This is a genomic window from Kitasatospora sp. NPDC033851, assembly GCF_055576085.1.
The window spans coordinates 1-22,396 of sequence record NZ_JBVIRL010000043.1 but is presented as its reverse complement, the minus strand read 5'-3'; the positions used below and the strand labels follow the sequence as shown (position 1 = coordinate 22,396).

Genomic DNA, 22,396 nt, shown 5'->3' with positions numbered 1-22,396 from the left:
AGGCGATGGCCGAGCCGATGCTGTTCGGCGCGCCGACCTGCACGGTCTGCGGCAAGGAGATGGAGCCGAGCAGTACCGGTCGCCCCCGGAAGTACTGTTCGAAGGCGTGCTCCTCCCGGGCCGACCGGGCGCGCGGGCGCGAGCGTCAGGAGAAGGCGCTCACCGCGGCCGCCGAAAACCCCCGGGGCGAAACCCCGCTACCCGCCGACCTGCCCGCCGACGGCACGGCCGTCGGGCTGCTGGAGCTCGGCGAGGCGCTGCGCCGGCACGACGAGCGCTTCCTCCTCCAGCTGGAGCGTGCGGAGCACGAGGGCGACGGTGCCCTTGCCCGCCAGGCCCTGGCCGACCTTCTCCGCGCCGCCGAGGGCCTGGCCGTGCGTCACCGCGAGCTCGCCGAGCGGATACTCGCCGCCCACCCCACCCAGGCCGCCGCTTCGGAAGAGGCCGCCCCGGAGCCCCTCGTTTCGCCCCGGGGCGAAACAGCGGCCCCACCCGGCAGCGCCCCGGCCGCGGACGCGCCGGTGCCGACGGCTGCTCCCGTACCGGCTCCGGCGAGCGGCGGCCCCGCCCACGAGGACCGGTCCGCACCCGTTGCTCCCCGGGGCGAACTCCCCCGTCGACGGACCCTGCCGCGGAGCGGCCGCAGGCCCTGTCGGCGCCTGTTCCTCCCCGGGGGGAAAGGGAGCCCACTGCGGGGCCCGCCGCCATGGCGTCCGTTGTTCCCCGGGGCGAAACGGCGCCCGGTGGCGAGCGGCTGCGCGAGCTCGTGGACCAGCGGCTCGCCCAGCAGCAGACCGCGCCCCGGCCCGCCCCGGCTCCGGCTTCTTCCGCACCGCAGCAAGCGCCCATCGAGGTTCCCGTCCCGGCCGACCCGATGCACCGCCGGCTGCCCCCGAGCGACGTGCGCGTCGCCCTCGATGCGGGGCGGTTCGGCGACTGGTGGGCGCTGGCCGGCTGGACGGTCAACCCGGACGTCTACCTCGTGACGGGCGAGGGCCATCAGGTCGGCTGGGTCGAGCGCGGCCTGACCGGCATCGGCGACCGCTGGGTGGCGGTGTACGAGGGCTACTTCATCGGCGACATCAACACCCAGGAAGCGATGCTCCACGACACCCCCGAGCAGGCCGCCTTCACCGTCCACACCGCCTATCTGCAGAACCTCTGACGGCCCGCCGCCCGTGATCCCGGTCACGGACAAACCGGGAGGACAAGGGACCTGACCGGGGCGAACCGGGCGGGACAACGTGCTGGTCAAGGGGCGGGGTCAGACCGCGGACAAGGGGTCGGTGTGCAGTGTCGGCCGCGTCCGGGTGCTCGCCCGGGTGCCGGGCCGGCCATCGCGCCGATTCCGGCCTCCTGCTGATGGAAGGCCAACCCGATGTCCACCACCGCGCTCGCCGCGCCCGATCCGGACGACGGCGTCCAGGCCGCCGGCCACCTCCCCGGCCGGGCGGCGAAGGCCTCGCCCGGCCGGGACAAGGGGCCCGGTGCCGCCTCCACCGGCACCTCCACCGATACCTCCACGCCCCCGACGGCGGCCCGGCCCGTTTCCGCAGGCCAGCGGCCCCGGTCAAGGGGCGTCGGGCGTGGCGACAACCCTCTTCCCCCTGATGCCGAGGTGCGGTGGAAGCGGGGTTCGACACAGCCGGTCAGGAAGGGGGTCCTGGTGTCGCTTGCCCTGTTTCAGCGCGCCACCGGCCGGGAGCTTTGGCACCTGGTCTGCCCGACCCAGCGCAACGACCGGGCGACGCGCGACGCCGTGGTCGACCTGGAGGCCGCCGGGAGGGTGCGCCAGGAGCTGCGCCTGCCGGACAACCGCAAGCTGTGGACCCTGACTGCGGCCGGGCGCCGCGAAGCCGCCGACCTGCTCCCGGCCGGGACGAAGCTGTCCGCGCTGCGCCCCGAACGGGACGGCCCGGGCGCGGCGTTCTCCGAGCACGCCCTGGACGTCGTCGCCGCCGCCGGCCTCCTCGCCCGCGCCGGCATCGGTCACCTCGGCGCGTTCACCACCGAGGTCGAGCACGCCATCCCGCACCGCCGCTCACTGTTCACCGACCTCGTGCTGCGCCACCCCGGCGCGAAGGTGCCGGTGCTCCTGGTCGAGGTCGACCGCGAGAACGAGGGCGTCGGCACCCTCGTGGAGAAGCTGGCCACCTACCGGGCCTGGTGCGAGCTGGCGGCGAATGGCGCGGCCAAGGCGGCGTTCGAGGCCTCGCTGCGCCGGACCGGGACCCGCACGCACGACCTGCGCCTGTGGCCCACCCTCTACCCGGCCACCGGACGGGAGGGACTGCCGCCGGTCGCCCTGGTCCTGGAGGCCGGCCGCAAGCGCACCCGCCCCGGCGCGGGGCCGCTCACCCCGAAGGAGAAGGAGGAGAAGGCCAAGCGGGACCACCAGCGGCTGCTGAACCGCATGGCCGAGGTCGAGACCGCCTCCGAGGACGCCTGGTACGCGCCCGCGTACAGCGGCTACGCCGCCCGCGACTACCACCGCGCCCTGCCGGTCGTGGCGACCACCCTGCCGCTGCTGCGCCGCTTCGGCGCTGATGCCCCGGTCTGGCACCGGTTCGGCCGCCGGGGCTGGCACACCCTCGCTGCTGCGCTGGCCAACCGGGACGGCGACCGGCTGCTGCACGCGGAGCGGGCTGCCGCCGACCAGGTCCGCCAGGAACGGGAGCAGGAACGGCAGAGGGCGGAGCGCGAGCGCCGCCGTCCAGCCTGCACCCGCTGCAAGGTGCCGTTCTCGGACGCGCGGTGGGAGATGCGCGAGCGGGCCGCCTGGGACGACGACGGGCTGTGCCCAAGCTGCCGCCAGGCCGACGCCGACCAGAAGGCTCGCCAGGAGGCCGAGCGCGAGCAGGCGGCCGCCGAAGCCGCCGAGGCCGAGGCGAAGCGCCACCGCTCCTGGTGGCGCAGGGCCTGACCCCGCTGTTCCCCGGTGCATGGCGCTGACCTGCACCGGGGAGTTTCGCCTCGGGCCGGTGAGTTTCACCGCCAGCCGGTGAGCTTCCCCTCCCAGGGCTGGTGAGTTTCGCTGCCGGGGCCGGTGAGTTTGCCCGCCGTGGCAGCCGGGCCACCGGTGAGTATCAGGTATCTGGGCAGGCCAGAGGCCGGGTAGAACGGCCTCGTGCTGCTCTGTACGGGTGGCGGGTTCGGCCCCGGCGCGGGGCGGGCAGAGCTGCGGCATGACGACACCTTCGACCAGGCGCCACCGCCGCCCGACCGCCACCGTGCCCGCTCCTGCGGTCCCGGTCCGCGCTGTGAGGCCGCCGGCTCCTGTTCGGCCGGGCAACGGGTGCTGCCGGACCTGGTCCAGCGAACATCTGACGCCTGGCGGGATGGTCGTCCAGACGACCTGGCACGAACCCGTCTGCCGAACCTGGGGCCAGCCAGCCCGGTGATCAAGCAGTTCCACCCCGCGCGTCCAACCGGCGCCGATAGGCTCGGCGTATCGTCGAAGGGGAGGAGCGGACCGATGGCGCAGCCGAACCAGTATGCGCCGGAGCCGGTGGCCGACTGGATCAACGACGTGTGCGGCTGGCAGGACCAGACCCGCGGGCTCCGCGGACACCTGCCCTCCCAGCTGCGCCTGGTCCGTGACGCGGACCGCTGGTGGATCGGGATCGACGCCTTCGCCCCGTACCTGCGCGTCCAACTGTGCGCGGGCCGCATCCTCGACGACGGCACCTTCGCCGATGTCTCGGCCTTCCTCGACGGCACGGTCAACGCCACCGACCGCGAGGAACTCGCGCAAGCCGTCCAGGAACTGCGCAAGCGACTGGACACCCCGCAGCCGCCGAACGCCTGGGCCGCCAGCCGCTACGGCTTCCCCAAGCCCTGAGCTGCCGTCACACCTCGAGCGGAAGTCCCGGCCCCGAACACGGGAAGGCTGCCCCGTGACCAACACCAACCTGTTTCAGCCCGGCACCACCGCGGTGCGCCGCGACATCCACGCCGACCGGGTGTGGACCGCGATGCCCCAGCGCGTGATCGAGAGCCTGGCACCGACGACCTGGATCACCTCGACGCGCACCGGCGACGACACTATCCGCAAGCAGGGCCTGGAGGACCTGGCGGCCGGCACCTGGACCCTCGGCCGCTACGGCCGTTCCGTATCCAGTGACTGTTGTTGCTGGCGGGCTGTGAGCTTGAGGTCGGTCTTGAAGCTTGGGTGTTGATGGTTGGTCGTTGATCGTTCTGGACAGGATGCGGGTGTCCCATGGCTGAGGGCGACATCGATCACCCGTAGCTCGGGGCCAGCCACCCTTTTGCACCGTTGAGAGGACTGCACCGTGTCAGTCGAGAACGAAAGCCCCGTGCCTGCCTACAGCTACAGGGTCACCATCGGTGACGAAGAACTGGCGTTCGCCTCCGTGTCCGGGCTGGAGATCCCTCCGGAGATCGCCGCTAAGGCAGGCATCGAAGCCGTTCCACTCTTGCCTGAGTCCGCCAATGGCCCCGTGATCACGTTCACGAACGGTGCTCTCCAGGACCAGCCCGAGCTCGCCGCATGGCTCAACCCCGCTGACGACACTCGCACCGGCAAACGCGACATCAGCATCAGCCTCACCAACGAGGCCGGCACTGTTCTGTTCATGACCTGGAACGTCGTCAACGCCTTCCCGACCGCCATCAGCGCACCCAACTTCGATGCCAGCAGCAACGAAATCGCCATCGAGGAGGTCTCGTTGTCGGCAGATGGTTTTTCCCTCGAATGGCACTGATGGGCTGCCCCATGGCCTGGCGGTGCCGCAACGACTGACGCTGCTGGTCCGGGCAAGGCCGCTCGCCGATGGAACGCACGGCCTGCCGCAAGGGGTGAGGCCCGAGCGGTCCCACCTGGGCCTACCGGGAGATCCCCCCACCGGGTTTGCGGATGCCGCCGGACCCGCGCTGGGACGGGGAGGCCAACCAGGACCTGCTGGGGCGAACACCCACGCGTCACGAGAACCGCACGCAGCGCATCGCCGAGCCGACCATGCAGATACTCCTGGGCTGGGCGATCCGCTTCGTCGAAGACTTCGCCGATAACGGAACGCCCCTCTGCTCCCGTGCCAAGTGCCACAACACAATGGCGGGATAACCGGTGGGAGGGCACCGAACTGCTGAGCCACTTCCTGGCCGGCGGCGTCCAGGCCGTAACGTCTGCCGCACCCGCGACGGCTCCTCGCCCAGCGCCCGCACGGTGCACAACCTCGTCCTCCAAGCCCACCTCACCGATGCCGGGCTGCGCACCGCGTACGCCCGCGAGCACCTGGTCGTCCGGGCGGAAGCCCGTCAGGGCTGATGCGTTCTCAGGTTGTGAGATGAAGTAGCTCGCACGCGTGGGCGGGGTGTGACCGGTAGTGGTCACGCGGCCCGAACCGTACGCGGACGTATCAACCAGCGCGTACGAAGCAGGGCCAGAGCGCCCGGGTAGGTCGCTCACCCGTTGGCTGTGGCCGTGCCGGTCATCGTCCCCAGCCGTTCGGGGGATACGCGGGCCGCATCCGGCGCGCTTCCCACCCGCTGGGGTATCCCTTGGTGGAACGAAAGGGAGATGATGCCGCTCTATCTATCGAGGTTCAGCTACACACCGGAGACGTGGGCCAGGCTGATCGTCCACCCCGAGGACCGCGCAAAGGCCGCTCAGGCGTACATCGAGTCCGTCGGCGGGAAGCTCCACGGCTTCTGGTACGCCTTCGGCACACACGACGGCTACAACCTGTGGGAGGCCCCCGACAACGTGTCCATGACCGCGGTTGCGCTGGCGATTAGTGCAGGCGGCGCGCTTAGCTCGTTCGAGACGACAGTTCTCCTGACCGTCGATGAAACCATGGATGCCCTGCGCAAAGCCGAACGAGTCCAGTACCGGGCGCCGGGCGCGTAGCGGTCCAGCGCCAGGGCTGATGTGTTGTCAGCAGGCGATCTTGAGGAGCGCGGTGGCGTGTTCGGGGCATGACCGGTAGTGGTCGGCTGCGGCGGCGATGTTGGTCCAGCCGGCCTGGCGCATCAGGCCGATGGCGAGGTTGCGCAGGGTGGCCATGGCGCGGGGCGCGCTGCCGGTGCGGACCCTGGAGGTGTCCTCGGCGAATGTCACGTCTCTCACGTGGTGCAGGGCCTCCACGGACCAGTGGCCCTGGACGAGCCCGGCCAGGCGGGCGGGGTCGGCCTGGCCGGGGGTGAGGCTGGTGACGGCGTAGACCGTCTTCGTCTGGACCCTGCCGTTCTTTTGTTGACGCGGCGTCGCTTGATCTCGATGGCCTGGACAGCGTGCGGGAACAGCAGTCCGGCTTCGACGGTGCATACCTTCAGGCGTCGGACCTCTCGGCGTCCGTGCCCGGTGGTGCGGGTGCGGTCCAGCAGCGGTATCTGCTGCCAGGGCAGGCGGCGCAGTTGCCGGCGCAGCTTCTTCTGGTTGCCCTTGGCGACCAGAAGGTAGTGCCCGCCAGCCGCGATGATCTTCTTCGCGGTCTTGCGCTGGGTGTGCATCGCGTCGGCGGTGACGACCACGCCGCGCAGGTCGAAGCGGGCCAGCAGCGGGGCCATGGCCAGGATTTCGTTGCTCTTGGCCGCCACCTGGCGCTGGGCGATGACGGTCTGGCTGCCGTGGAGGGCGGCGGCCAGCAGGTGGACTGCCGTCTCGCTGTCGGTGCGTGAGCCGCGCACCGTCTTGCCGTCCACGGCCAGCCCGATCAGGGCTTCGTCCTCCTCGACGGGATCGGCGGCGTGATGGGCGAGCCAGGTGCCGACGGCGTCGTCCAGGGCGTCGCCGTCGATGCGGGCCAGCAGTCGGCCGAGCGTGGAGGCGTTGGGCGTGGCGCGGGTGAGGCCGAGTCCGGCGCGGACCTGCGGGTCGGTGTCGGCTGCGTACCGGGCGATCTGCGCGAGGGAACGGGCTCCGCCGAGCACCGCCGTCAGGCACAGGGCCAGCAGCACGCCGATGCGGTAGCGGCGCCCGCGCACCCGGCGGGGATCGGGCACGGCGGCCAGCACCTCGGACAGCGAGGCCAGCTTGTGCGGTTCGATGGACGGGCAGGGGTCGTTGGCGTCCTCGCAGTGGCGCGCGAGGACGGTGATCAGGGAGGATGGCACGCGGACGCGACTCCAGGACGATCTTCGGTCTCAGAAGCCTTGATCATCTGGCGTCGCGTCTCTTGCTTCCACTCCGGCAAACCGCCCATCAGGTCTCAAAGCCGACGAGCCGACCTATCCCGCCAGCTGAGAACGCATCAGCCCTGGGAAGCCCGTCGATCGCATTGTCGGTGATGTGCCCGAAGTATTCGGCGTTCGGGTCGTGTGGCGGTGGTGTCCATGCATTGCGAGCACATGGCGGTGATCGGAGCATGAGTTCGCATTGATGAGGATCCTTTAATATTTTCCCACTGGTAACACGAGTGAGGGCCGGATCTGTTTTGATGTGAATCCCCGTCCTGAGCCCGCCGAGTGGTGCTGGCGCTGTGAGCTGCAAGAATGCAGCCCTGTCTGATGGGCGCAACGGTGCGGTCCCGGCCATGCATTGCTGGAATTGGACAGGCTGGTTCGGGTTCCCGGCTATTGCCCTCGGGGCGGGGTAGCGTTTTCCTCTGCTGACTCAAAGGGGGCGGAAGATCATTTCTCCCCGGAGCGATGGCACGTTCAGCGGTAGCCGGCCAGCGACAAGGAGTGCACCATGATCAGTGCGGCGGAAGTCATCGGCAGCGAGGTTCGGTTGTTCCGGGGGGACCAGGTGATCTTCATCGATCTCTCCAATGGCGGCATCACCTACAACGGGCAGACCACCAAACACGGCTCCTTCGCCCAGGTGTCACCCAAGTTCGCCAACGGCATCGACGGGGCGTACGTCGTCGGCCAGGACATCCGGTTGTTCAGGGGCGGGCGGCTCGTGGTGATCAATGCCGCCAACGGCAGCCGCACCTACGACGGCAAGATCTCCGGGCACCCCTCGCACGCCCAGGTGACGGCGGACTTCTCCGAGGACATCGACGACGTCGTCTACATCGGCAGCGACATCCGCATGTTCAAGGGTGACCGTCTGCTGGTCCTCAATGCGAACAATGGGAGCGTGACCTACGACGGGCTGATCACCCGACACCCTTCGTTCACCCAGCTTCCGGGCGGCTTCTCCGGTGACTTCGACGCAGTGCACTCCATCCGCCAGGAGGAGGTTCGTCTGTTCAAGGGTGACCGCCTGGTGGTCCTCAGCTGGCGCGATGGGCACGTGGTCTACGACGGGCTGATCACCAAGCACGCCTCGTACCAGAACCTCCCGGCGAGCTGGGTGAGCTGAGGTCCCTCGGTGACCGGCGCGCCCGGGAGGAGGCCGAGCGCGAGCGGGCCGCCGCGGCCGAGGCCGCCGAGGCGAAGCGCGTCCGCTCCTGGTGGCGCCGCTCCTGACTGGGTAGCGGGTGCAACACGGGGCCGCAACACGTGCAACGCGCGGGCCCTGGCAGGCTTCGCGTTGCACCCCTGACCTGCGCGAACCACCGGGGGAACCGGGGTGCAACAGCGTGTTGCGCTCCGCGTTGCACCCCCTGGCCTGCGGTGGGGAGTTGTCCTGTGACAGCGGAGTCGGGACGGTTGTCACCGAAGTGGGGACAACGGCTGTTTGTGACAGCGATCATGGGAAGCTGGCCGGTTTGTGACAGCGAAGTTGGGAAGTAGGGGCGGGCTGCTGGTGCCCGCAGAGCGGCATACTGCACGTCGTGGATCGCGAAGACCTGATTGCTGCCCTCGAACGGCATGAGACTGCTGCCGCCGGCCATGTTGCCCTGGCCCTGCGCGCTGGGGCTTCGTTTCGGGTGTGGGCCGAATCGACGGTGCCGGCCAGCCGGCTTCTCGACATCTGGGCTTGGCGGGCCCAGTGCATGGCGGAGGACGGCATCGTCACCTGCAAGGACTTCGAACAGGGAATGCCCGACCTTCAGCGTGCAGGTGACACCCCAGTCGCCTTGGGGCGAGTGCATATCGCTGAAGACTCGCGCCTGGTCTTCCTGGCCGCCGATCTGAGCTCATGCATTGCCGTGCTGTAGCACTACGAGGGCGTTGACCGGGGTCTTTCCCAACTTCGCTGTCGCAAAATGACGTTGTCCCAACTTCGGTGACAATCGTCCCAACTTCGCTGTCACGGGTCAGGAGTTTCACAGGCGGGTGGTGAGTTTCGCCTCGCGCGCTGGTGAGTTCGCCCGCCCCCGCCCCGCTCACCGGGCGCGGTTCAACCTGCTGCGGTCAGGGACACGTGCGGGTGACGCTCCCGGTCCGGGCCGGGTGAGGCATCGGGCGCACCGGTACGGTCGCCGGATGGTCGGGACGTTGCGGTTGGCGGTGGCGCAGAGCACGGTGCCGGAGGATCCGGGGGACCGGACGGCGATCCGGGCGGCGGGTGAGGGGGTCCGGGCCCTGATGCGGGAAGCCGCCGGGGCGGGGGCGCGGCTGGTGCAGTTTCCGGAGGGCGCTCTCGTCTACCCGGACAAGCGGGTGGTGGCGACCGGCCCCGACGGGACCGGGGCGCCGGCGGACTGGACCGGCGCCGCGTGGGACGTCCTGCGCGAGGAGGCGGAGCGGATCGCGGCCTTGGCGGGCGAGCTGGGCCTGTGGACGGTCTTCGGCTCGCTCCATCCGCTCACACCGCCCCGGCGTCCGCACAACAGCCTCTACGTCGTCTCCGACCGCGGGGACCTGGTAGCCCGGTACGACAAGCGGTTCCTGTCGAACACCGAGCTGTCCTACCTCTACACCCCCGGCCGGCCCGAGCCGACGGTCTTCGACGTGGACGGCGTCCGCTTCGGCCTGGCCATCTGCATCGAAGCGAACTTCCCCGCCCTGTTCGCCGAGTACGAACGCCTGGACGTCGACTGCGTCCTGCTGTCCGTCATGGTCGACGACCCCGCCCGCGCCACCGTCGCCCAGGCCTACGGCACCCTCTACAACTACTGGCTCGGCTACGCCGTCCCCGCCCAGTTCGCCGCCACCGCACCCTCCGGCATCGTCGCCCCCGGCGGGCGCTGGCTCAACCGCGCCCCGGCCCACAACCAGCCCGCCCTCGCACTCACCGACCTCGACCTCCACTCGACCGTCCCGGACATCGACACCGCGATGCGCTACGCCCGGCCCTGGAGGCGGCTGGCCCGCGCCGGCCTCTACACCGACCATCTCGCCGACGGTGACCCCAGGAGCCAGATCCGCACCGCGTTCTGACACCCCGACCACTGGTGGGAAACGCCCGGGAGGCTGGTGAGTCTCCGCGTTCGTGGCCCGCCCGGACCCGGTGAGAGGCCTGGGTACCCGGACGTGGCCGTCGGGCCGCGCGCGTCCGCGCTACGCGGCCGAGGCGTCCGGCACGTCGTCGATGTGCATGAGCCGGCTGCAGGCGATGACCCGGTCCTCGCCGGACAGCTTGGCCCAGTACTCGTCAGCCCACACCACATGGGAGGCCCGCCGCTCGGCTTCCTCCAGCCGGGCGGACTCGGCCGGCTGCTCCTCGCTAAGCCCCCGCCGGGCCGCCTCCAGATCGCCGCCCCACAACGGCAGCGCGGCCAGGAAGGCACGGCGCTCGGCCTGCACAGCCACCAGCGCCCGCTGCGCCGCCTTCAGCCCGTCGGTGTACTCGAAGGTCTTCCGCTCTTTGCCCACGGCACGGAATCGTACGTGCGACCGGATCCGCACCCGGCCGCGCCCCGCCGATACCTAATTCGTTGTTAACAGCCAGTGGGAGCCAGGGGGGTTGCTACGGGTTGTTCGAGTGCCAGGGCCGTGACGCCTTCTCGCATCCAGGCCGCTGACGTCTCTGGGTAGACCGGCGGGCGGCCCTGGCACTCGGTGGTGGCCGTGTGGGCGCCGGACGGATGCCTTGCGGATACCGGGCGCATTGATGCCTCCATCAAGAGCGGTGGCGTCCGGCGCCTTCGCGGCCATCACCACGGTCAACACCGTCCGGTTGATCACTCGTTGGTGTTGGTGGTGCGAGCCCGCCTCGCGGTGACCTCTCGTTTCTCCCGAGCCGCAGAGCTCCCGAGGAGACCGGGGCCCGTGGGGTGAGCTGGTGCCACGAACGGCTAGTGAGGTGGCGGACCGGCCCGAGTGCCGAGTCCTGGAATTAGGTCGCTGCGTGGCCCGCATGTGCTCGTGACCAGCGCAAACACCTGCGCCAAGGGGAGGAAACACGTGATCTACTGCGGGATCGACTGGGCGGAGAAGACGCATGACGTCGCCCTGGTCGACGACACCGGCCAGCTGCTGGCCAAGCGCCACATCACCGACGACGCGGCCGGCTACAAGCTGCTGCTTGACCTGCTCACTGAGTACGGGGACAGCGAGGAAGCCCCGATCCCGGTCGCGATCGAGACCTCCCGCGGCCTGCTCGTCGCGGTGCTGCGGACCGGGCAGCGACAGGTCTTTGCGATCAACCCGATGGCCGCCGCCCGCTACCGCGACCGGCACGCCGTCTCCCGCAAGAAGTCCGACCCCGGCGACGCCCTGGTCCTGGCGAACATCTTGCGCACTGACATGCACGCCCACCGGCCCTTGCCCGACGACAGCGACCTGGCGCGCGCCATCACCGTCCTCGCCCGCGCCCAGCAGGACGCGGTCTGGAACCGGCAGCAGATCGCCAACCAACTCCGCTCCCTGCTGCGCGAGTACTACCCCGCAGCCCTGGAGGCCTTCGCCAAGTGGGACAACGGTCTGTGCCGCCCCGAGGCCCGCGAGCTGCTCAAGCTCGCCCCCACCCCAACCAAGGCCGCGCGCCTGACCCGCGCCCAGATCACCGCGGCCCTCAAACGAGCCCGCCGCAAGCGCGGCATCGAGCCGGAGGCCGAGCGGCTGCGCGAGGCGTTCCGCGTCGGCTGGGCCCGCCAACCCGAGCTGGTCGAGGACGCGCTCGGCAAGCAGATGCTCGCCTTGCTCGGCCAGCTCACGGCCGCCTGCACCGCTGCGGACGACCTCGCCCAGGCGGTGGAGAAGGCTTTCCCTCAGCACCCGGACGCTGAGATCATCCTCAGCTTCCCCGGCCTCGGCGTTCAGCTCGGTGCCCGGGTGCTGGCCGAGATCGGCGACGACCGCACACGCTTCGCCGACGCCCGCGGCCTCAAGGCCTACGCCGGGGCCTCACCCGTCACCCGTGCCTCCGGCAAGAAGTCCAGCATCACGCGCCGGTGGGTGAAGAACGACCGGCTCAACCACGCCGGCTACCTGTGGGCCTTCGCCGCCCTGACGGCCTCACCCGGCGCCAAGGCCCACTACCGGCGCCGCCGCGACGACGCCGGAGACTGGCACGCCGCCGCCCAGCGCAACCTGTTCAACCGCATGCTCGGTCAGCTTTACCACTGCCTCAAGGCCCGCTGCCTGTTCGACGAACAGGCGGCCTTCCCGGCCCCTCTGATCGCTGTCGCCGCCTGACGCTCAGATGCTCGGTTCCACGCCGAGACAGGCCTCCAGCTTGGTGCGTTGGCGCTCGGGCAGGTAGTCGCCGAGTGGGGTCTGCCGCGGGCTGTGCTCGCCGTCGCAGATCCAGCTCCGCTCGTCCGCGTCGAAGGACCACGACTGGGCACCCCACATCGGGTGGCCGCCGAGCAGACGCTGGGCCAGTGCCTCGCACCCCTCGGGGGCGTCTTGGGCGATCAGCGACTCGGTGACGGCGTCCACGGCCTCGGCAGGGACTGCGGAGTCGCCCAGCACCGGCAGGAGAAGCAGCAGTCGGGCATGCGGATCGGTCACACCGACCGCCCCGTCCGGGGCGTGGAGGATCGCGGCGAGCTCCGGCCAGCACAGGCCCGGACCCGTACGGTCCTGGTCCGTGCTGGCCAGGACCGCATCGGGGCCGTTCGGGTGGACCAGGAAGTAGTCCGTGCTCGTGTACTCCTCGCCGCTGTTGTAGTGCACGACGATCGAGAACCCGCCCTCCAGCGGGACTGTGAACATCGGCCAGGCCGACTTGTCGTGCAGGCGCTCCAGCATGGCGCCGGCATCAGCGGCGTCCACACCAAAGGCCTCCGGCAACATGTCCTCGCACAGGTCGACCAGGTGCGCGGCCCAGAACCCGGGCTTGTCCAGCAACGGAAGACCGTCCACAACGGGAGCCGAGGAGTACCAGTGCCGTGCCATCGCCATGCCGTGATTCTGGCGCACGAAGATCCGCTCTGTTCGACCGCCCCACGAGCTACCCGGACATCAACTTGACGGCTTGGCGCCGTGAGGTGTCTTGATGCCCGCCCCGGACAACGCGCCGGTACCTTGACGGCTCGGTCACGGCAAGATAACGCAGCAGGTCAGATTGTTGGTGAGAGCGGTCCGGATACCTTGATGCCCGTCCCGGGCGCCGGGACGGGCATCAAGGTGTCGGTGGCGGGTGCCGGTCAGGACTTGGTGTCGGTCAGTTCCACCAGGGGCCCGGCCCGGCTTCGAGGTCGGCGATCGACCACCACACGTCGGCGCCCGGGCCTTCGTCCTCGAGGTCCTCCAGCTTGGCGACCATGGCCGGGACGGTGCGCAGCATCTTGGCGACATAGCGGGTGCGGGCGATGAGTTCCAGGTCGTCGGCGCGGTGGGCGAAGCCGGCCTGGCCGGTGCCGGTGAGGACGAACAGCAGCCTGGGGAAGTGCACGTAGCGGCGTTCCCACAGCGGCACGCCGCCGCCCTGGGCCTCGGTGGTGCCCCGCACTCCGGTCGGCAGGGGCGCGGTGGCCCAGTAGCGGGCGTAGGCGTTCAGTTTGGCGGCCAGCCGGGGGCCGCCCATGGTGCCGCGGTCGACCTCGACGAACGCCAGGTTGGTGACCCGGGCGTCGTCCGTGCTCGTGCGGCTGTAGTAGAGCAGGCCGTCCGGGCGCACGGTGCCCTCGCGGCCCTCGGCGAAGCGGTGGGTGATCTCCGGGATGAAGTCGAACGGCCCGTAGGAGTCGCCCCGGCGGCGGGCGTCGGCGAGGAAGGTGAGGTGGGTTCGTACGACGGCGAGTTGGTGCCACAGCGTGTACTTGAAGGCGCTCTTGTCGCCGGGCGTCCTGGGGGCGGGGATGTCCGCCAGTTCGGGGAAGGCGCCGGCGATCCGGGCGCCGTGTTCGGTCAGGTACCAGCCCCTGGCCCGCCCGGACTGGGGCAGCACCAGTTCCTCGGCCAGGCCCTCCTCGCGCAGCCGCCGCAGGCGGGAGCGCATCTTCTCGATGCCCGCGTCCGGGGCGGTCAGCCGAGCGCAGCTGCTCGGCGGTGGCGATGCGGAACTGGAACAGGGCGGCGAGCACGGCCCAGGTGATCTCCACCTCCCGCGCCTCGCTGTCCGGCTCCGCGCCCGTCCGCGCCCTGGCCTTCGTCCTGGCGCCGTCGTTCTTCGTCATCGCAGGGGTGCCCTTCGGCTGGGCGCGGAGCCGGGTGCTCCGCGCGGTCGCGGAAGGGAACCCCGCGAACCTTGGTGGATCCCTTGGTGAACAGCCCCCTCCGCCGCAACGATCACGTAACGGCCTCCACCAACGTTGGTGCCGCGCACGGCCACCAACCTTGGTGGATTCCTTGATGGAGCGACCGGATCCCTTGATGGCGGCCCGAATGGCTATGTACGCGGGTTGTGCCGTCGTTTCGACATGAGATTGGGAGTCGCGCGTCTGCTCGAATAGGTGCTGTTCGCGAGAATGGGAGTCACCTGCGCTTCAGTCGGCGGCGTGCGGCTCGTGGTCCTTCTTCTATAACTCCGGCCCTCGCCGTCTGCGAAGCAGCTGGAGCGGCGCCGAGCGACGCGAGGAGCCCGCGCCGGCTGCGTGGAGTGCGGCAGCGGGCGCGGGCACTACGGGCTTACCCAGGGGCGAAATGCCCGGCCGTGTGGGTTACAGGGTGCTGCACTGGCCCGTGCGGGCGCCGGTGACGGTGTTGGGGTGGCCGTCGTTGGTGGGGGGCGGGGTGTTGCCCGAGCAGGCCAGGGAGCCGCCGATGGTGTTGCCTTCGATCTCGGGGCGGTTGTCTTCGGGGAAGGGGCCGGTGCCGGTGTTGCCGGTGACCAGCAGGGTTGCGCCGATGTGGTTGCCGATGGCCTCCAGGCCGCCGTTGTTGTTCGTCAGCTGGACCGACGACTGGATCTGGTTGGCGGCGCAGTGGTCGTCGCCGGGGTCGCCGATGACGACGAACCTGCTGGCTCCGTCGACGGCGAGGGAGCCGGTGACGGTGGTGCCGCACACCCCGACCAGGGTGGAGCCACGGGAGGCGACGCTGCCCTGGATGGTGGAGTTGCCGATGAACAGGGCGGTGCCCGCGCCGGCCGTGACGCTGCCGCGGACGGTGGCGTTGAGGATGCAGGTGCTCTCGCCGGTGGCGGCGACGCTGGCCACGGAGCCGGTGACGGTCCGGGTGCAGTTGACCGTCTGGGTGGCGCTTTCCGCGGCGGGGGCCGCGTAGGTGGCGTCGCCGCTGTACTGGGCGGTCAGGGTGTGGCCGCCGGGCAGCAGGTTCGACCAGGTCAGCCGGGCTTGGGCGCAGTGGTCGCCTCCGCCGGGGGACAGCGGGGCGGTGCCCAGGGTGGCGCCGCCGTCGGTGAAGGTGACGGTGCCGGTCGGGGTCGCGGTGGAACCGCTGGCAGGGCAGACGGTGTCGGTGAGCGTGACCGGGTGCCCGAAAAGCGACGGGTTCGGCGAGCTCGTGAGCATGGTCGTCACCGTGGCCCGGGTGTAGCTGATGGTGATACTCGCACCAGCGCTGGTCACCGCGGGGCCGGTGCCGCCCGGTGGAACCAGGGAGGAGCCGCCACCGCCACCGCCGGCGGCGGCCGTTCCGTTACGGGTGCCTCCGTTGCCGCCGCCGTAGAGACCGCCACCGCCTCCGCCGCCGACACTGGCGATAACGCTGTCGGTGCCGCTGCCACCGGTGCCCAGGTGGCCCGGGTTGCCGCCGGGGGTTCCGCCGGTACCGCCCATGGTCTGGGTGCCCGGCCCACCGCCGGTGCTCGCGGTCCCGCACGTGCCGTTGCCTCCGGCTTCCCCGGCATTGCCACCCGGGGTGCCCCCCCGGGTCGCAAAAGGCGAACGAGCCGCCTCCGCCGCCGCCGGCCGCCACGATGAGCCGCGAGTCGGTGGTGGTGAGGGGAGTGCTGCGGGGCCGGGTGCGCACATCGGAGGCACCGCCACCGCCACCACCGGTCTGGTGGCTGGAGCCGCCCCCGTTGAACCCACCGGTACACCGCGTCGATCCGATGCAGCCGCCGCCGTTGGTGGGAGTGCCGCCGACCTCGACATACAACGTCTGGCCCACGCTCAATCCCGACAGTGTGCCGCTGACCTGGGCGCCCATCCCACCCGGGGTACCGCCGTCACCGGTGTCGTTGGGGGCACCGGCCGCGCCGATGGCGGACACCTGCACCGAGGACACCCCGCCGGGCACGGTGAAGGTCTGCTCGGCGGCGGTGAAAGCGAACGTACAGGTGGTGGTGTTACCGGAGGTCGTGCAGGTGCCCTGGGCATGAGCGGTCCCGGACAGCGCCACCGGGGCGATACCGGCGGCACAGAGCATGCCGGCCGCAACGGCCAGCGCACGTCCACGGCGGCCCGCCCAACCGGCACGGTACCCCCTCACGCCTGAGCCTGGCTGACCACCGGCAACCGACAGTGAGAAAGTCACGATCTACTCCCAGAAAGCGGAAAGGGGAATCTCCCGGCAGGGGATTGTCTTCCGCCACCCTGGATCAGACAGCCCAGCCCCCGGCCGGCAACCGATCCGACACACCACCGAATCACCCCGGCGGTCCCCCGCCCACCCGGCATGCGCGCAAGACCGGACCGCGAACCCGACCTCCGTCGCCCAGGACGTCACCAGGCCGGGCCCGGCAGGCGGGCGGTGCTGTCGAAACTCGTGAACATTCCGCCGCGGTCTCGGAAGCCTTGTGCCTCCCGAATCGGTGTCGAAGTGCTGCCCAAACTCGTGGACGAAGCCACCCGAAATACCTTGATGAAGCGGCCGGACACCTTGATGGCCGGGGCGGACACCTTGATGCCGCCCCGGCCCGGACCGCCCGCTGCGCCCTACAGCTCCCAGGCCCCGCACCGGGCCCGCTGGGGGCGGCGAGGGTGTGCCACACCGCCCCGCCGGGCCCGTGCCGTTCCAGGTCGTCCAGCCGGGCCGCCCCGGCCCGAACGGTCGTCAGCATCTGCTCCACCACCGGGTGCAGGCCGGCGAGGGCCTGGAGGTCGCGGATCCGGTGCTGGGCGGCTTGCTCGCCGGTGTCGGCCAGGACGAACAGCAGCCGGGGGAACCGCGTGTAGTGCTGCTGCCAGGCAGGCCCCACGCTCTGCGCGCCCGCCGTGCGCCGCAGATGCACCGGGACGGGGTGGTGCTCGTGGAAGCGGGCGTAGCCGATCAGCTTCGAGGCCAGCTTCTCGCTGCCCATGGTGCCGCGGTCGACCTCGACGAACGCCCGGTTGAGCGACCGGCGGGCCCCGCCCGTGGTGTAGTGCAGCAGGCCGTCGGGGATGACGGCGCCATCGCGGCCTTCGCCGTAGCGGTGGTAGACCTCCGGCAGGAAGTCCAGCGGCGCGCACTCGTCCCCCGCCTTGCGGGCGCAGGCCACAAAGGCGGCCTGGGTGCGGGTGACGGCCAGGATGTGCCCGACCCGCAGCCTCGCCTCCGTCTTGTCCTCCGGCAGTGGCGGGGAGGCAACGCCGCGCAGCTCCGGGAAGCGGGCGGCGATCCGCGCGCCCCGCTCCGTCAGGAACCAGACATGCAGGCGTCCGGCCTGACGTGCGTGATTGAGCCTTCCCCCGGGACATGGACACCGGAGTTTCATGCGGCGAGCGTGATCCTACGGGACGCCGCTGTCTGCTGTTCGAACTGGATCGGGCTGAGGTAGCCGAGCGTGGAGTGGCGCCGGCGGAGGTTGTAGAAGGAGATCCACCGGAACACGTCCAGCCTGGCCTGAGCCTGGCCGGCCCAGCGCGCTCCGTGCATCAACTCCCGCTTCAGCGAGGCGAAGAAACTCTCCGCGGCGGCGTTGTCGTAGCTGGAACCGACCTTCCCCATGCTCCGTCGGACACCATGGCGCCGGCAAACTCCGGCGAACTCGGCCGAGCCGTATTGGGCGAGCCCCTGTCCGAGTGGAAGATCACGCCGTCGACCCGGCCGCCGCGTGCTGCGACGGCGGCCTCCAGCGCGTCGGCGACGAGCTTGGTGCGCATGTGGTCGGCCATCGACCAGCCCACGAGCCGGCGCGAGTGCAGGTCGATGACGGTGGCCAGGTACATCCACGAGCCTGCGACCGGCAGGTAGGTGATGTCGCCGACCCACCGGACATCGGGCTCCGCCGCCGTGAAATCCCGGCCGATCAGGTCCGGCGCGGGTGGCACGCTCCTGTCCTGGACGGTGGTTCGGCAGCGTTTGCGCAGGTGACGGCCCACGATGCCGTGCTCGCGCATCAAGCGCGCTATCCGCTTGCGGTTGACCACCCGGCCCCGGGACCGCAGTTCGGCGTGCACCCTCGGCACCCCGTACGCGCCCCGTGCCTCCTGGTGGACCTCGCGGATCTCGTGAACGAGCACGGCCTCGGCCGACGCCCGTTCGGCGCCGGCCGGAGCACCGGCCCGCCACGCGTAGTACCCGGACCGGGCGACGCCCAGGACCTCGCACAACCGCTGGACGCCGAACTCGGCGGCGTGGGTGGAGATGAAGTCCCAGCGGCGGGCCCTCACTTCATCTCCCGTGCGAAATAGGCCGCTGCCCGGCGCAGGATCTCCTTCTCGGCCTGCCACTCGCGCTCGGCGTTGCGCAGGCGGACGAGTTCGGCCCGCTCCTCGGTGTTCAGCACCTGCCCGGTCGACGCCGGCCCGGCGTCGGCGGCGCGCACCCAGTTCCGCAGGGTCTCGTGATTGACCCCGATCTCCTTCGCGACGGCCGCGAACGTGTGCCGGCCCTCCGCGGCCCGGTACAGCGCGACGGCATCACGCCGGAACTCGTCCGAGTACTTCGACGGACGTCCCACCTGGACTTCCCTTCCTGGATCGACAAGATCCAAGTGTCAGGGTGTCCACGTCACGGGGCAAAGCTCAGAGTTCCACGAAGAACGCGATGGCGGCATCCATGTCCTCGACGACGATGCCGACGTTGTCCATCCGCTGAATCGCCACGCTGGTTTCTCCTTCTTCCGTGTGCGGCCGATGGTGGCCGCTGGTGCACCGGGACGGAGCCAGTGGCACCCTCTCGACATCCTGCGCCACGAATCTCAGCGAGCGGCCTGCACCACTCACATTTCGTGGGCACCCGCTCAGGTTCGGTGGCACAGGACAGCCCGTCCGCCAGCGAGCTGGTGACTCCCGTTCTCGCTACTCACGTACATATCCACGCGCTGGCCCCGCGGCTGCTTCGGCGCTCTGCCGCGTCCGGTGCTGGCCAAGCGGCGTGCTCAGGTTGGCCAGGTAGCCCGAAAACTCTGGCCAACTAGCCTGCAAAGTGGCCATCTACGGTGCTCAGGCACAGCCGGCCCGGTGCGGGTTGCCTCTGAGGTTGCTTCTGGGGGTTGCTACTCGGGCTTGCTACTCGAGGTTGCTACTTGGGCTTGCTACTCGCGGTTGCGTCAGCCCACCCCGCCGAAATCAGCGTTTGCGCAGCTCAGAGCCGGTTTGTCCCTAGGTCGTCGGGCGCCGACTACTTCTCCCTGGCACCTTGGCGGTGCTGGGTGAAGTCCGGGCACCGGAGCATCGAAGGAGAAGAGCAGGTGGAGGAGAGTGGGCGCGCAGAGCAGGAGCGGGGACGGGATCCCGGCAACCTGATGCTGCGCGCCGACGGCGTCTTGGGTGTCCGCTGCGCGGTGGCCCGGTGGTCCCGCTTCGCGGCGCCACCGGCCGGGGAGGAGGGGCGAGGGGGAGGGCGGCCGGTGCGGCCTGCGGCAGGCCGACCTGCGGCTCCCGCTCGTCGCCTACAGCTCGGTCCACCCGCAGGGCCGTCCGCTCCGGCCGTCGAGCGGGTGCCAGACCGGAGCCGACGGTCCGCGCTGCACCAGGTCCTCGATCCGGGCGGCGCCAGCCGGGACGACGGTGAGCATGTCGGCGACGGCCGGATTCTCCTCCGCGGCCAGGCGCAGGTCCGCCACCGCGCCGCGCACCCCGGCGGCCGCCGTGCCGACCAGGACCACCAGAAGCCGCGGGAACGCTCGCCAGCGCCGCTCCCACGCCCGGCCCGACCCGTCCTCGCCCGCCTGCTCCCACACCCGGGCGCAGGCCGCCAGCTGCGCCGCGGTTCCCTCGGCGCCGACACCGGGGCGGTGCCGTTCGACGAACGCCCGCAGGCGGTGTCGGTCGTCGCCGGTGCCGGCGGTTTACGCGAGCTCGGCGGCGGGCCGGTACACCCCGCCGCCCTCGACCGACAGCTCCGGGCCGGGGAGGAGGTCGAGCGGGCCGCAGGCCTCACCGCGGGTGCGGGCGTCGTCCGGCCGGAGTCTGTTGGAACGCAGGGTGCCCCTGACCGAAGCAGGCCAGGGGCACCTTGAGTTAGGCGGTCACATGGTGACGATCTAGCTTCGTACCAGGGGGGACCACTTCTGGGCGGGGGTGCTGTTGCACTCGAACAGTTGCAGTCGGCTGCCGTTGGTTGTGTCGGCGCCGGGGACGTCGATGCACCGGCCGGATGCGGGGTTGTAGATGGTGCCGTCGGGCCGGGGGACGAAGATCTGGTTTGGCCATGTGTTGCCGCAGGTCCAGAGTTCCAGGGGTGTCCCGTTGGCGGTTCCGCCGCTTGCGGCGTCCAGGCATCCGCCGAGCGCCCGGAGCGTTCCGTCGGGCTTGAAGGTCCACTGCTGGGCGGCGGTGGCGTTGCAGTCCCACAGTTCGACGGCGGTGCCGGGGGCGGAGCTGCCGCCGTAGACATCCACGCACTTGCCGGTCTGGGCGGTCAGGGCGATGGGGCTGTTTTCGGGGGCGTAGATGCTCAGGACGCCGGTCGGGCCGGCGGTCCAGGCGTAGTACGGGTCGGTGGCGGTGGAGTGGCCGGTCCAGGTCTGGAGGATGCCGTTGGGCGTGATGCCCCAGAGTGTGGGGGCGCCGATGCCGGTGAGGTCGCCGTCGGATCCGATGACGGGCCAGTTGGCGGGGTCGATTCCGGCGAGCTTGGTGTCGGTGGCGATTCCGGTGAGGGTGGGGTAGCTGGCGTTGCCGCCGAAGGGGTTGGAGATGATGACTGTGCCGGTGGTAAAGGTGTATCCGCGCAGGTCACCGGTGCTCTGGTTGCGGGCCCACAGACCGGGGTGCCCCTGGCTCGCCCAGTCGCCGGGGGAGAGAAGGTCCCAGCCCTTCCAGCCGGTGGCGGCGAGCTTGGTAGGCGAACCGAACTTGGCATCGCCGATGCTGGGGTAGAACCAGAGGGCACCGGTGCCGTCCGGACCGCTCTCGACGGTGAACAGGCCCGTCCGGTTGAGGAACTTCTTGTTCGCGTCGAGGTTCGTGGTGCTGGGGTCGCCGCTGGCGGCGATCTGCAACGTGGTGGACCAGTCGGCGGCGTTGTAGCCCGCACAGTCGGTCAGCTTCGGGTCGCAGGCGGGCTTCGCCAGACCGAGGTAGCCGTCGAAGACGCCGGTGACGCCGGTGTTGCCCGGGTTCTTGTAGAAGTAGAGTTTCTGGTCGCCGTCCTTGTGGACGATGAGGTCGTCGACGTTCATGCCGCCGCGCAGGCTGCCGCGGTGAGTGACGTGGTAGTTGGCCCAGGAGTCGCCGCCGGGGGACTTGGACTTCGGCGCGGCAAGCGGGGCCTTGGGCGCGGTGGCGGGGATGCTGTAGGCCCGCAGGTCGCCGTTGGGGTCGGCGGTGACGATGTCGGGCAGGGCGTCGCCGGTGACGTCCCCGAAGGTCGGAGCCGGGCTGTTCGGGTTCCACGGGACGTAGAAGGCGTACTGCGCGACGGGGGAGAGGTTGCCGGCGTTGTCCTCGGCCTGGACGTAGAGGACGTTGGTGCCCCAGCGCCCGGGGGTCACCGGGATCTGGCCGGTGGGCATGGAGCTGCCGCACTGCCAGGTGGCGTCGACGAGTTGCGGGTCGAAGCTCCAGCGCAGGCAGACCGCTCCGGAGGCGTAGCCGCCGCTGGGGGCGGTGTCAGCGGCGTTGAAGGGGACGCCGCCGCTCTGGCCGGCGTAGATCTGGGGGGTCTGGCCGTTGCCGCTGGGCGGGAACTGCTTGGTGGTGTCGCTGACCGTGGTGGGGAGGGTGACGGTCGGCGGGGTGAGGTCGACCTTGAAGTAGCAGGCCGGGGTGGAGGGGGACCAGGGCACGCCGTCCAGATTGTCGGTGGCCATCATGCCGTAGCCGTAGGCGTGGCCGTCCTGGATGACGCTGCCGGGGACCTGGAAGGTTGTGGTGCCACCGCTGTTGACGAAGGGGGTGACATCCTTCGCGACGTCGGGGATGCCGGGGAGGTTGTAGTCCCAGATGTGGTCCCAGGTCGCGACCTGGGCCTGGGTGGGGCTGGTGACAGTGGC

General features: G+C 70.6%; 20 protein-coding genes and 3 pseudogenes. 10 read left to right on the top strand and 13 right to left on the bottom strand.

The window, feature by feature from the left end:
- Nucleotides 1–197: 197 nt before the first annotated feature.
- Nucleotides 198–416, bottom strand: coding sequence for a hypothetical protein (locus tag ACZ51D_RS40490; protein WP_465665289.1), 219 nt, complete (start codon nucleotides 414–416; stop codon nucleotides 198–200).
- A 290-nt stretch (nucleotides 417–706) separates the two neighbouring features.
- Between ACZ51D_RS40490 and ACZ51D_RS40485 the strand changes: the two genes are divergently transcribed.
- The 6 genes from ACZ51D_RS40485 (at nucleotide 707) to ACZ51D_RS40460 (ending at nucleotide 5,869) form a co-directional block, all read left to right on the top strand.
- Nucleotides 707–1,165: a hypothetical protein gene (locus ACZ51D_RS40485; RefSeq protein WP_465665287.1), complete on the top strand. Its 459-nt coding sequence runs from the start codon at nucleotides 707–709 to the stop codon at nucleotides 1,163–1,165.
- Between the two features lie 501 nt (nucleotides 1,166–1,666).
- Complete coding sequence (locus ACZ51D_RS40480) at nucleotides 1,667–2,923, top strand: replication-relaxation family protein (protein WP_465665285.1); 1,257 nt, start codon at nucleotides 1,667–1,669, stop codon at nucleotides 2,921–2,923.
- Nucleotides 2,924–3,475: 552 nt separating this feature from the next.
- On the top strand, nucleotides 3,476–3,841 hold the full coding sequence (locus tag ACZ51D_RS40475) for a hypothetical protein (protein WP_465625863.1): 366 nt from the start codon (nucleotides 3,476–3,478) through the stop codon (nucleotides 3,839–3,841).
- Between the two features lie 55 nt (nucleotides 3,842–3,896).
- On the top strand, nucleotides 3,897–4,178 hold the full coding sequence (locus ACZ51D_RS40470) for a hypothetical protein (RefSeq protein ID WP_465625865.1): 282 nt from the start codon (nucleotides 3,897–3,899) through the stop codon (nucleotides 4,176–4,178).
- 114 nt (nucleotides 4,179–4,292) lie between these two features.
- Entirely contained in the window at nucleotides 4,293–4,724 is a 432-nt protein-coding gene (locus tag ACZ51D_RS40465; protein WP_465625867.1) for a phage tail protein, read from the top strand.
- 719 nt (nucleotides 4,725–5,443) lie between these two features.
- Nucleotides 5,444–5,869, top strand: a complete 426-nt coding sequence (locus tag ACZ51D_RS40460) for a GYD domain-containing protein (RefSeq protein WP_465625869.1) — start codon at nucleotides 5,444–5,446, stop codon at nucleotides 5,867–5,869.
- 27 nt (nucleotides 5,870–5,896) lie between these two features.
- Here ACZ51D_RS40460 and ACZ51D_RS40455 read toward each other — a convergent pair whose 3' ends face one another.
- Both ACZ51D_RS40455 and ACZ51D_RS40450 read right to left on the bottom strand, forming a co-directional pair.
- Entirely contained in the window at nucleotides 5,897–6,088 is a 192-nt protein-coding gene (locus tag ACZ51D_RS40455) for a hypothetical protein (RefSeq protein WP_465625871.1), read from the bottom strand.
- Nucleotides 6,085–7,074 (bottom strand): ISAs1 family transposase, encoded by a 990-nt coding sequence (locus ACZ51D_RS40450; RefSeq protein ID WP_465625873.1) that lies wholly within the window; start codon nucleotides 7,072–7,074, stop codon nucleotides 6,085–6,087. Before ACZ51D_RS40450 ends, ACZ51D_RS40455 begins: the two co-directional genes overlap by 4 nt.
- Before the next feature lie 577 nt (nucleotides 7,075–7,651).
- On the opposite strand from ACZ51D_RS40450, the gene ACZ51D_RS40445 reads away from it, so the two are divergent.
- The 3 genes from ACZ51D_RS40445 (at nucleotide 7,652) to ACZ51D_RS40435 (ending at nucleotide 10,176) form a co-directional block, all read left to right on the top strand.
- Nucleotides 7,652–8,269 (top strand): hypothetical protein, encoded by a 618-nt coding sequence (locus ACZ51D_RS40445; protein ID WP_465625875.1) that lies wholly within the window; start codon nucleotides 7,652–7,654, stop codon nucleotides 8,267–8,269.
- A gap of 415 nt (nucleotides 8,270–8,684) precedes the next feature.
- Nucleotides 8,685–9,011 carry a hypothetical protein gene (locus ACZ51D_RS40440; RefSeq protein WP_465625877.1) on the top strand — a complete coding sequence of 109 codons (327 nt, stop codon included), beginning with the start codon at nucleotides 8,685–8,687 and terminating at the stop codon, nucleotides 9,009–9,011.
- A 268-nt stretch (nucleotides 9,012–9,279) separates the two neighbouring features.
- Nucleotides 9,280–10,176: a carbon-nitrogen hydrolase family protein gene (locus tag ACZ51D_RS40435; RefSeq protein ID WP_465625879.1), complete on the top strand. Its 897-nt coding sequence runs from the start codon at nucleotides 9,280–9,282 to the stop codon at nucleotides 10,174–10,176.
- Nucleotides 10,177–10,296: 120 nt separating this feature from the next.
- Here the strand turns inward: ACZ51D_RS40435 and ACZ51D_RS40430 are convergent, their stop codons facing one another.
- Nucleotides 10,297–10,611 (bottom strand): hypothetical protein, encoded by a 315-nt coding sequence (locus ACZ51D_RS40430; RefSeq protein ID WP_465625881.1) that lies wholly within the window; start codon nucleotides 10,609–10,611, stop codon nucleotides 10,297–10,299.
- A 531-nt stretch (nucleotides 10,612–11,142) separates the two neighbouring features.
- On the opposite strand from ACZ51D_RS40430, the gene ACZ51D_RS40425 reads away from it, so the two are divergent.
- The gene (locus ACZ51D_RS40425) at nucleotides 11,143–12,375 is read left to right on the top strand and encodes an IS110 family RNA-guided transposase (protein ID WP_465625901.1); all 1,233 of its coding nucleotides are present in this window, start codon (nucleotides 11,143–11,145) and stop codon (nucleotides 12,373–12,375) included.
- Between the two features lie 3 nt (nucleotides 12,376–12,378).
- Here ACZ51D_RS40425 and ACZ51D_RS40420 read toward each other — a convergent pair whose 3' ends face one another.
- The 9 genes and pseudogenes from ACZ51D_RS40420 to ACZ51D_RS40380 all read right to left on the bottom strand — a co-directional run.
- Nucleotides 12,379–13,086, bottom strand: coding sequence for a hypothetical protein (locus ACZ51D_RS40420; RefSeq protein ID WP_465625883.1), 708 nt, complete (start codon nucleotides 13,084–13,086; stop codon nucleotides 12,379–12,381).
- A 262-nt stretch (nucleotides 13,087–13,348) separates the two neighbouring features.
- Entirely contained in the window at nucleotides 13,349–14,155 is an 807-nt protein-coding gene (locus ACZ51D_RS40415; RefSeq protein ID WP_465625903.1) for a replication-relaxation family protein, read from the bottom strand.
- Nucleotides 14,156–14,786: 631 nt separating this feature from the next.
- A complete protein-coding gene (locus ACZ51D_RS40410; RefSeq protein WP_465665283.1) occupies nucleotides 14,787–15,866 on the bottom strand; it encodes an Ig-like domain-containing protein in 1,080 nt (359 codons plus the stop codon).
- A gap of 112 nt (nucleotides 15,867–15,978) precedes the next feature.
- Nucleotides 15,979–16,458: pseudogene (locus ACZ51D_RS40405) on the bottom strand (glycine-rich protein); the annotation flags it as partial.
- Nucleotides 16,459–16,678: 220 nt separating this feature from the next.
- The gene (locus tag ACZ51D_RS40400) at nucleotides 16,679–17,728 is read right to left on the bottom strand and encodes a replication-relaxation family protein (RefSeq protein WP_465665281.1); all 1,050 of its coding nucleotides are present in this window, start codon (nucleotides 17,726–17,728) and stop codon (nucleotides 16,679–16,681) included.
- Nucleotides 17,725–18,916: pseudogene (locus ACZ51D_RS40395) on the bottom strand (IS3 family transposase). Before ACZ51D_RS40395 ends, ACZ51D_RS40400 begins: the two are co-directional and overlap by 4 nt.
- Before the next feature lie 67 nt (nucleotides 18,917–18,983).
- Nucleotides 18,984–19,124, bottom strand: a pseudogene (locus ACZ51D_RS40390) (VOC family protein); the annotation flags it as partial.
- A 725-nt stretch (nucleotides 19,125–19,849) separates the two neighbouring features.
- A complete protein-coding gene (locus ACZ51D_RS40385) occupies nucleotides 19,850–20,140 on the bottom strand; it encodes a hypothetical protein (RefSeq protein WP_465665279.1) in 291 nt (96 codons plus the stop codon).
- Nucleotides 20,141–20,443: 303 nt separating this feature from the next.
- A partial coding sequence (locus ACZ51D_RS40380; RefSeq protein WP_465665277.1) for a ricin-type beta-trefoil lectin domain protein occupies nucleotides 20,444–22,396 on the bottom strand: 1,953 nt, incomplete at its 5' end.

Bases quoted from the DNA above. Each gene is read 5' to 3' on its own strand.
- ACZ51D_RS40485 (WP_465665287.1), top strand. From the start codon at position 707: ATGGCGTCCGTTGTTCCCCGGGGCGAAACGGCGCCCGGTGGCGAGCGG.
- ACZ51D_RS40475 (WP_465625863.1), top strand. From the start codon at position 3,476: ATGGCGCAGCCGAACCAGTATGCGCCGGAGCCGGTGGCCGACTGGATC.
- ACZ51D_RS40445 (WP_465625875.1), top strand. From the start codon at position 7,652: ATGATCAGTGCGGCGGAAGTCATCGGCAGCGAGGTTCGGTTGTTCCGG.
- ACZ51D_RS40435 (WP_465625879.1), top strand. From the start codon at position 9,280: ATGGTCGGGACGTTGCGGTTGGCGGTGGCGCAGAGCACGGTGCCGGAG.
- ACZ51D_RS40420 (WP_465625883.1), bottom strand. From the start codon at position 13,086: ATGGCGATGGCACGGCACTGGTACTCCTCGGCTCCCGTTGTGGACGGT.
- ACZ51D_RS40410 (WP_465665283.1), bottom strand. From the start codon at position 15,866: ATGGGCGGTACCGGCGGAACCCCCGGCGGCAACCCGGGCCACCTGGGC.
- ACZ51D_RS40400 (WP_465665281.1), bottom strand. From the start codon at position 17,728: ATGAAACTCCGGTGTCCATGTCCCGGGGGAAGGCTCAATCACGCACGT.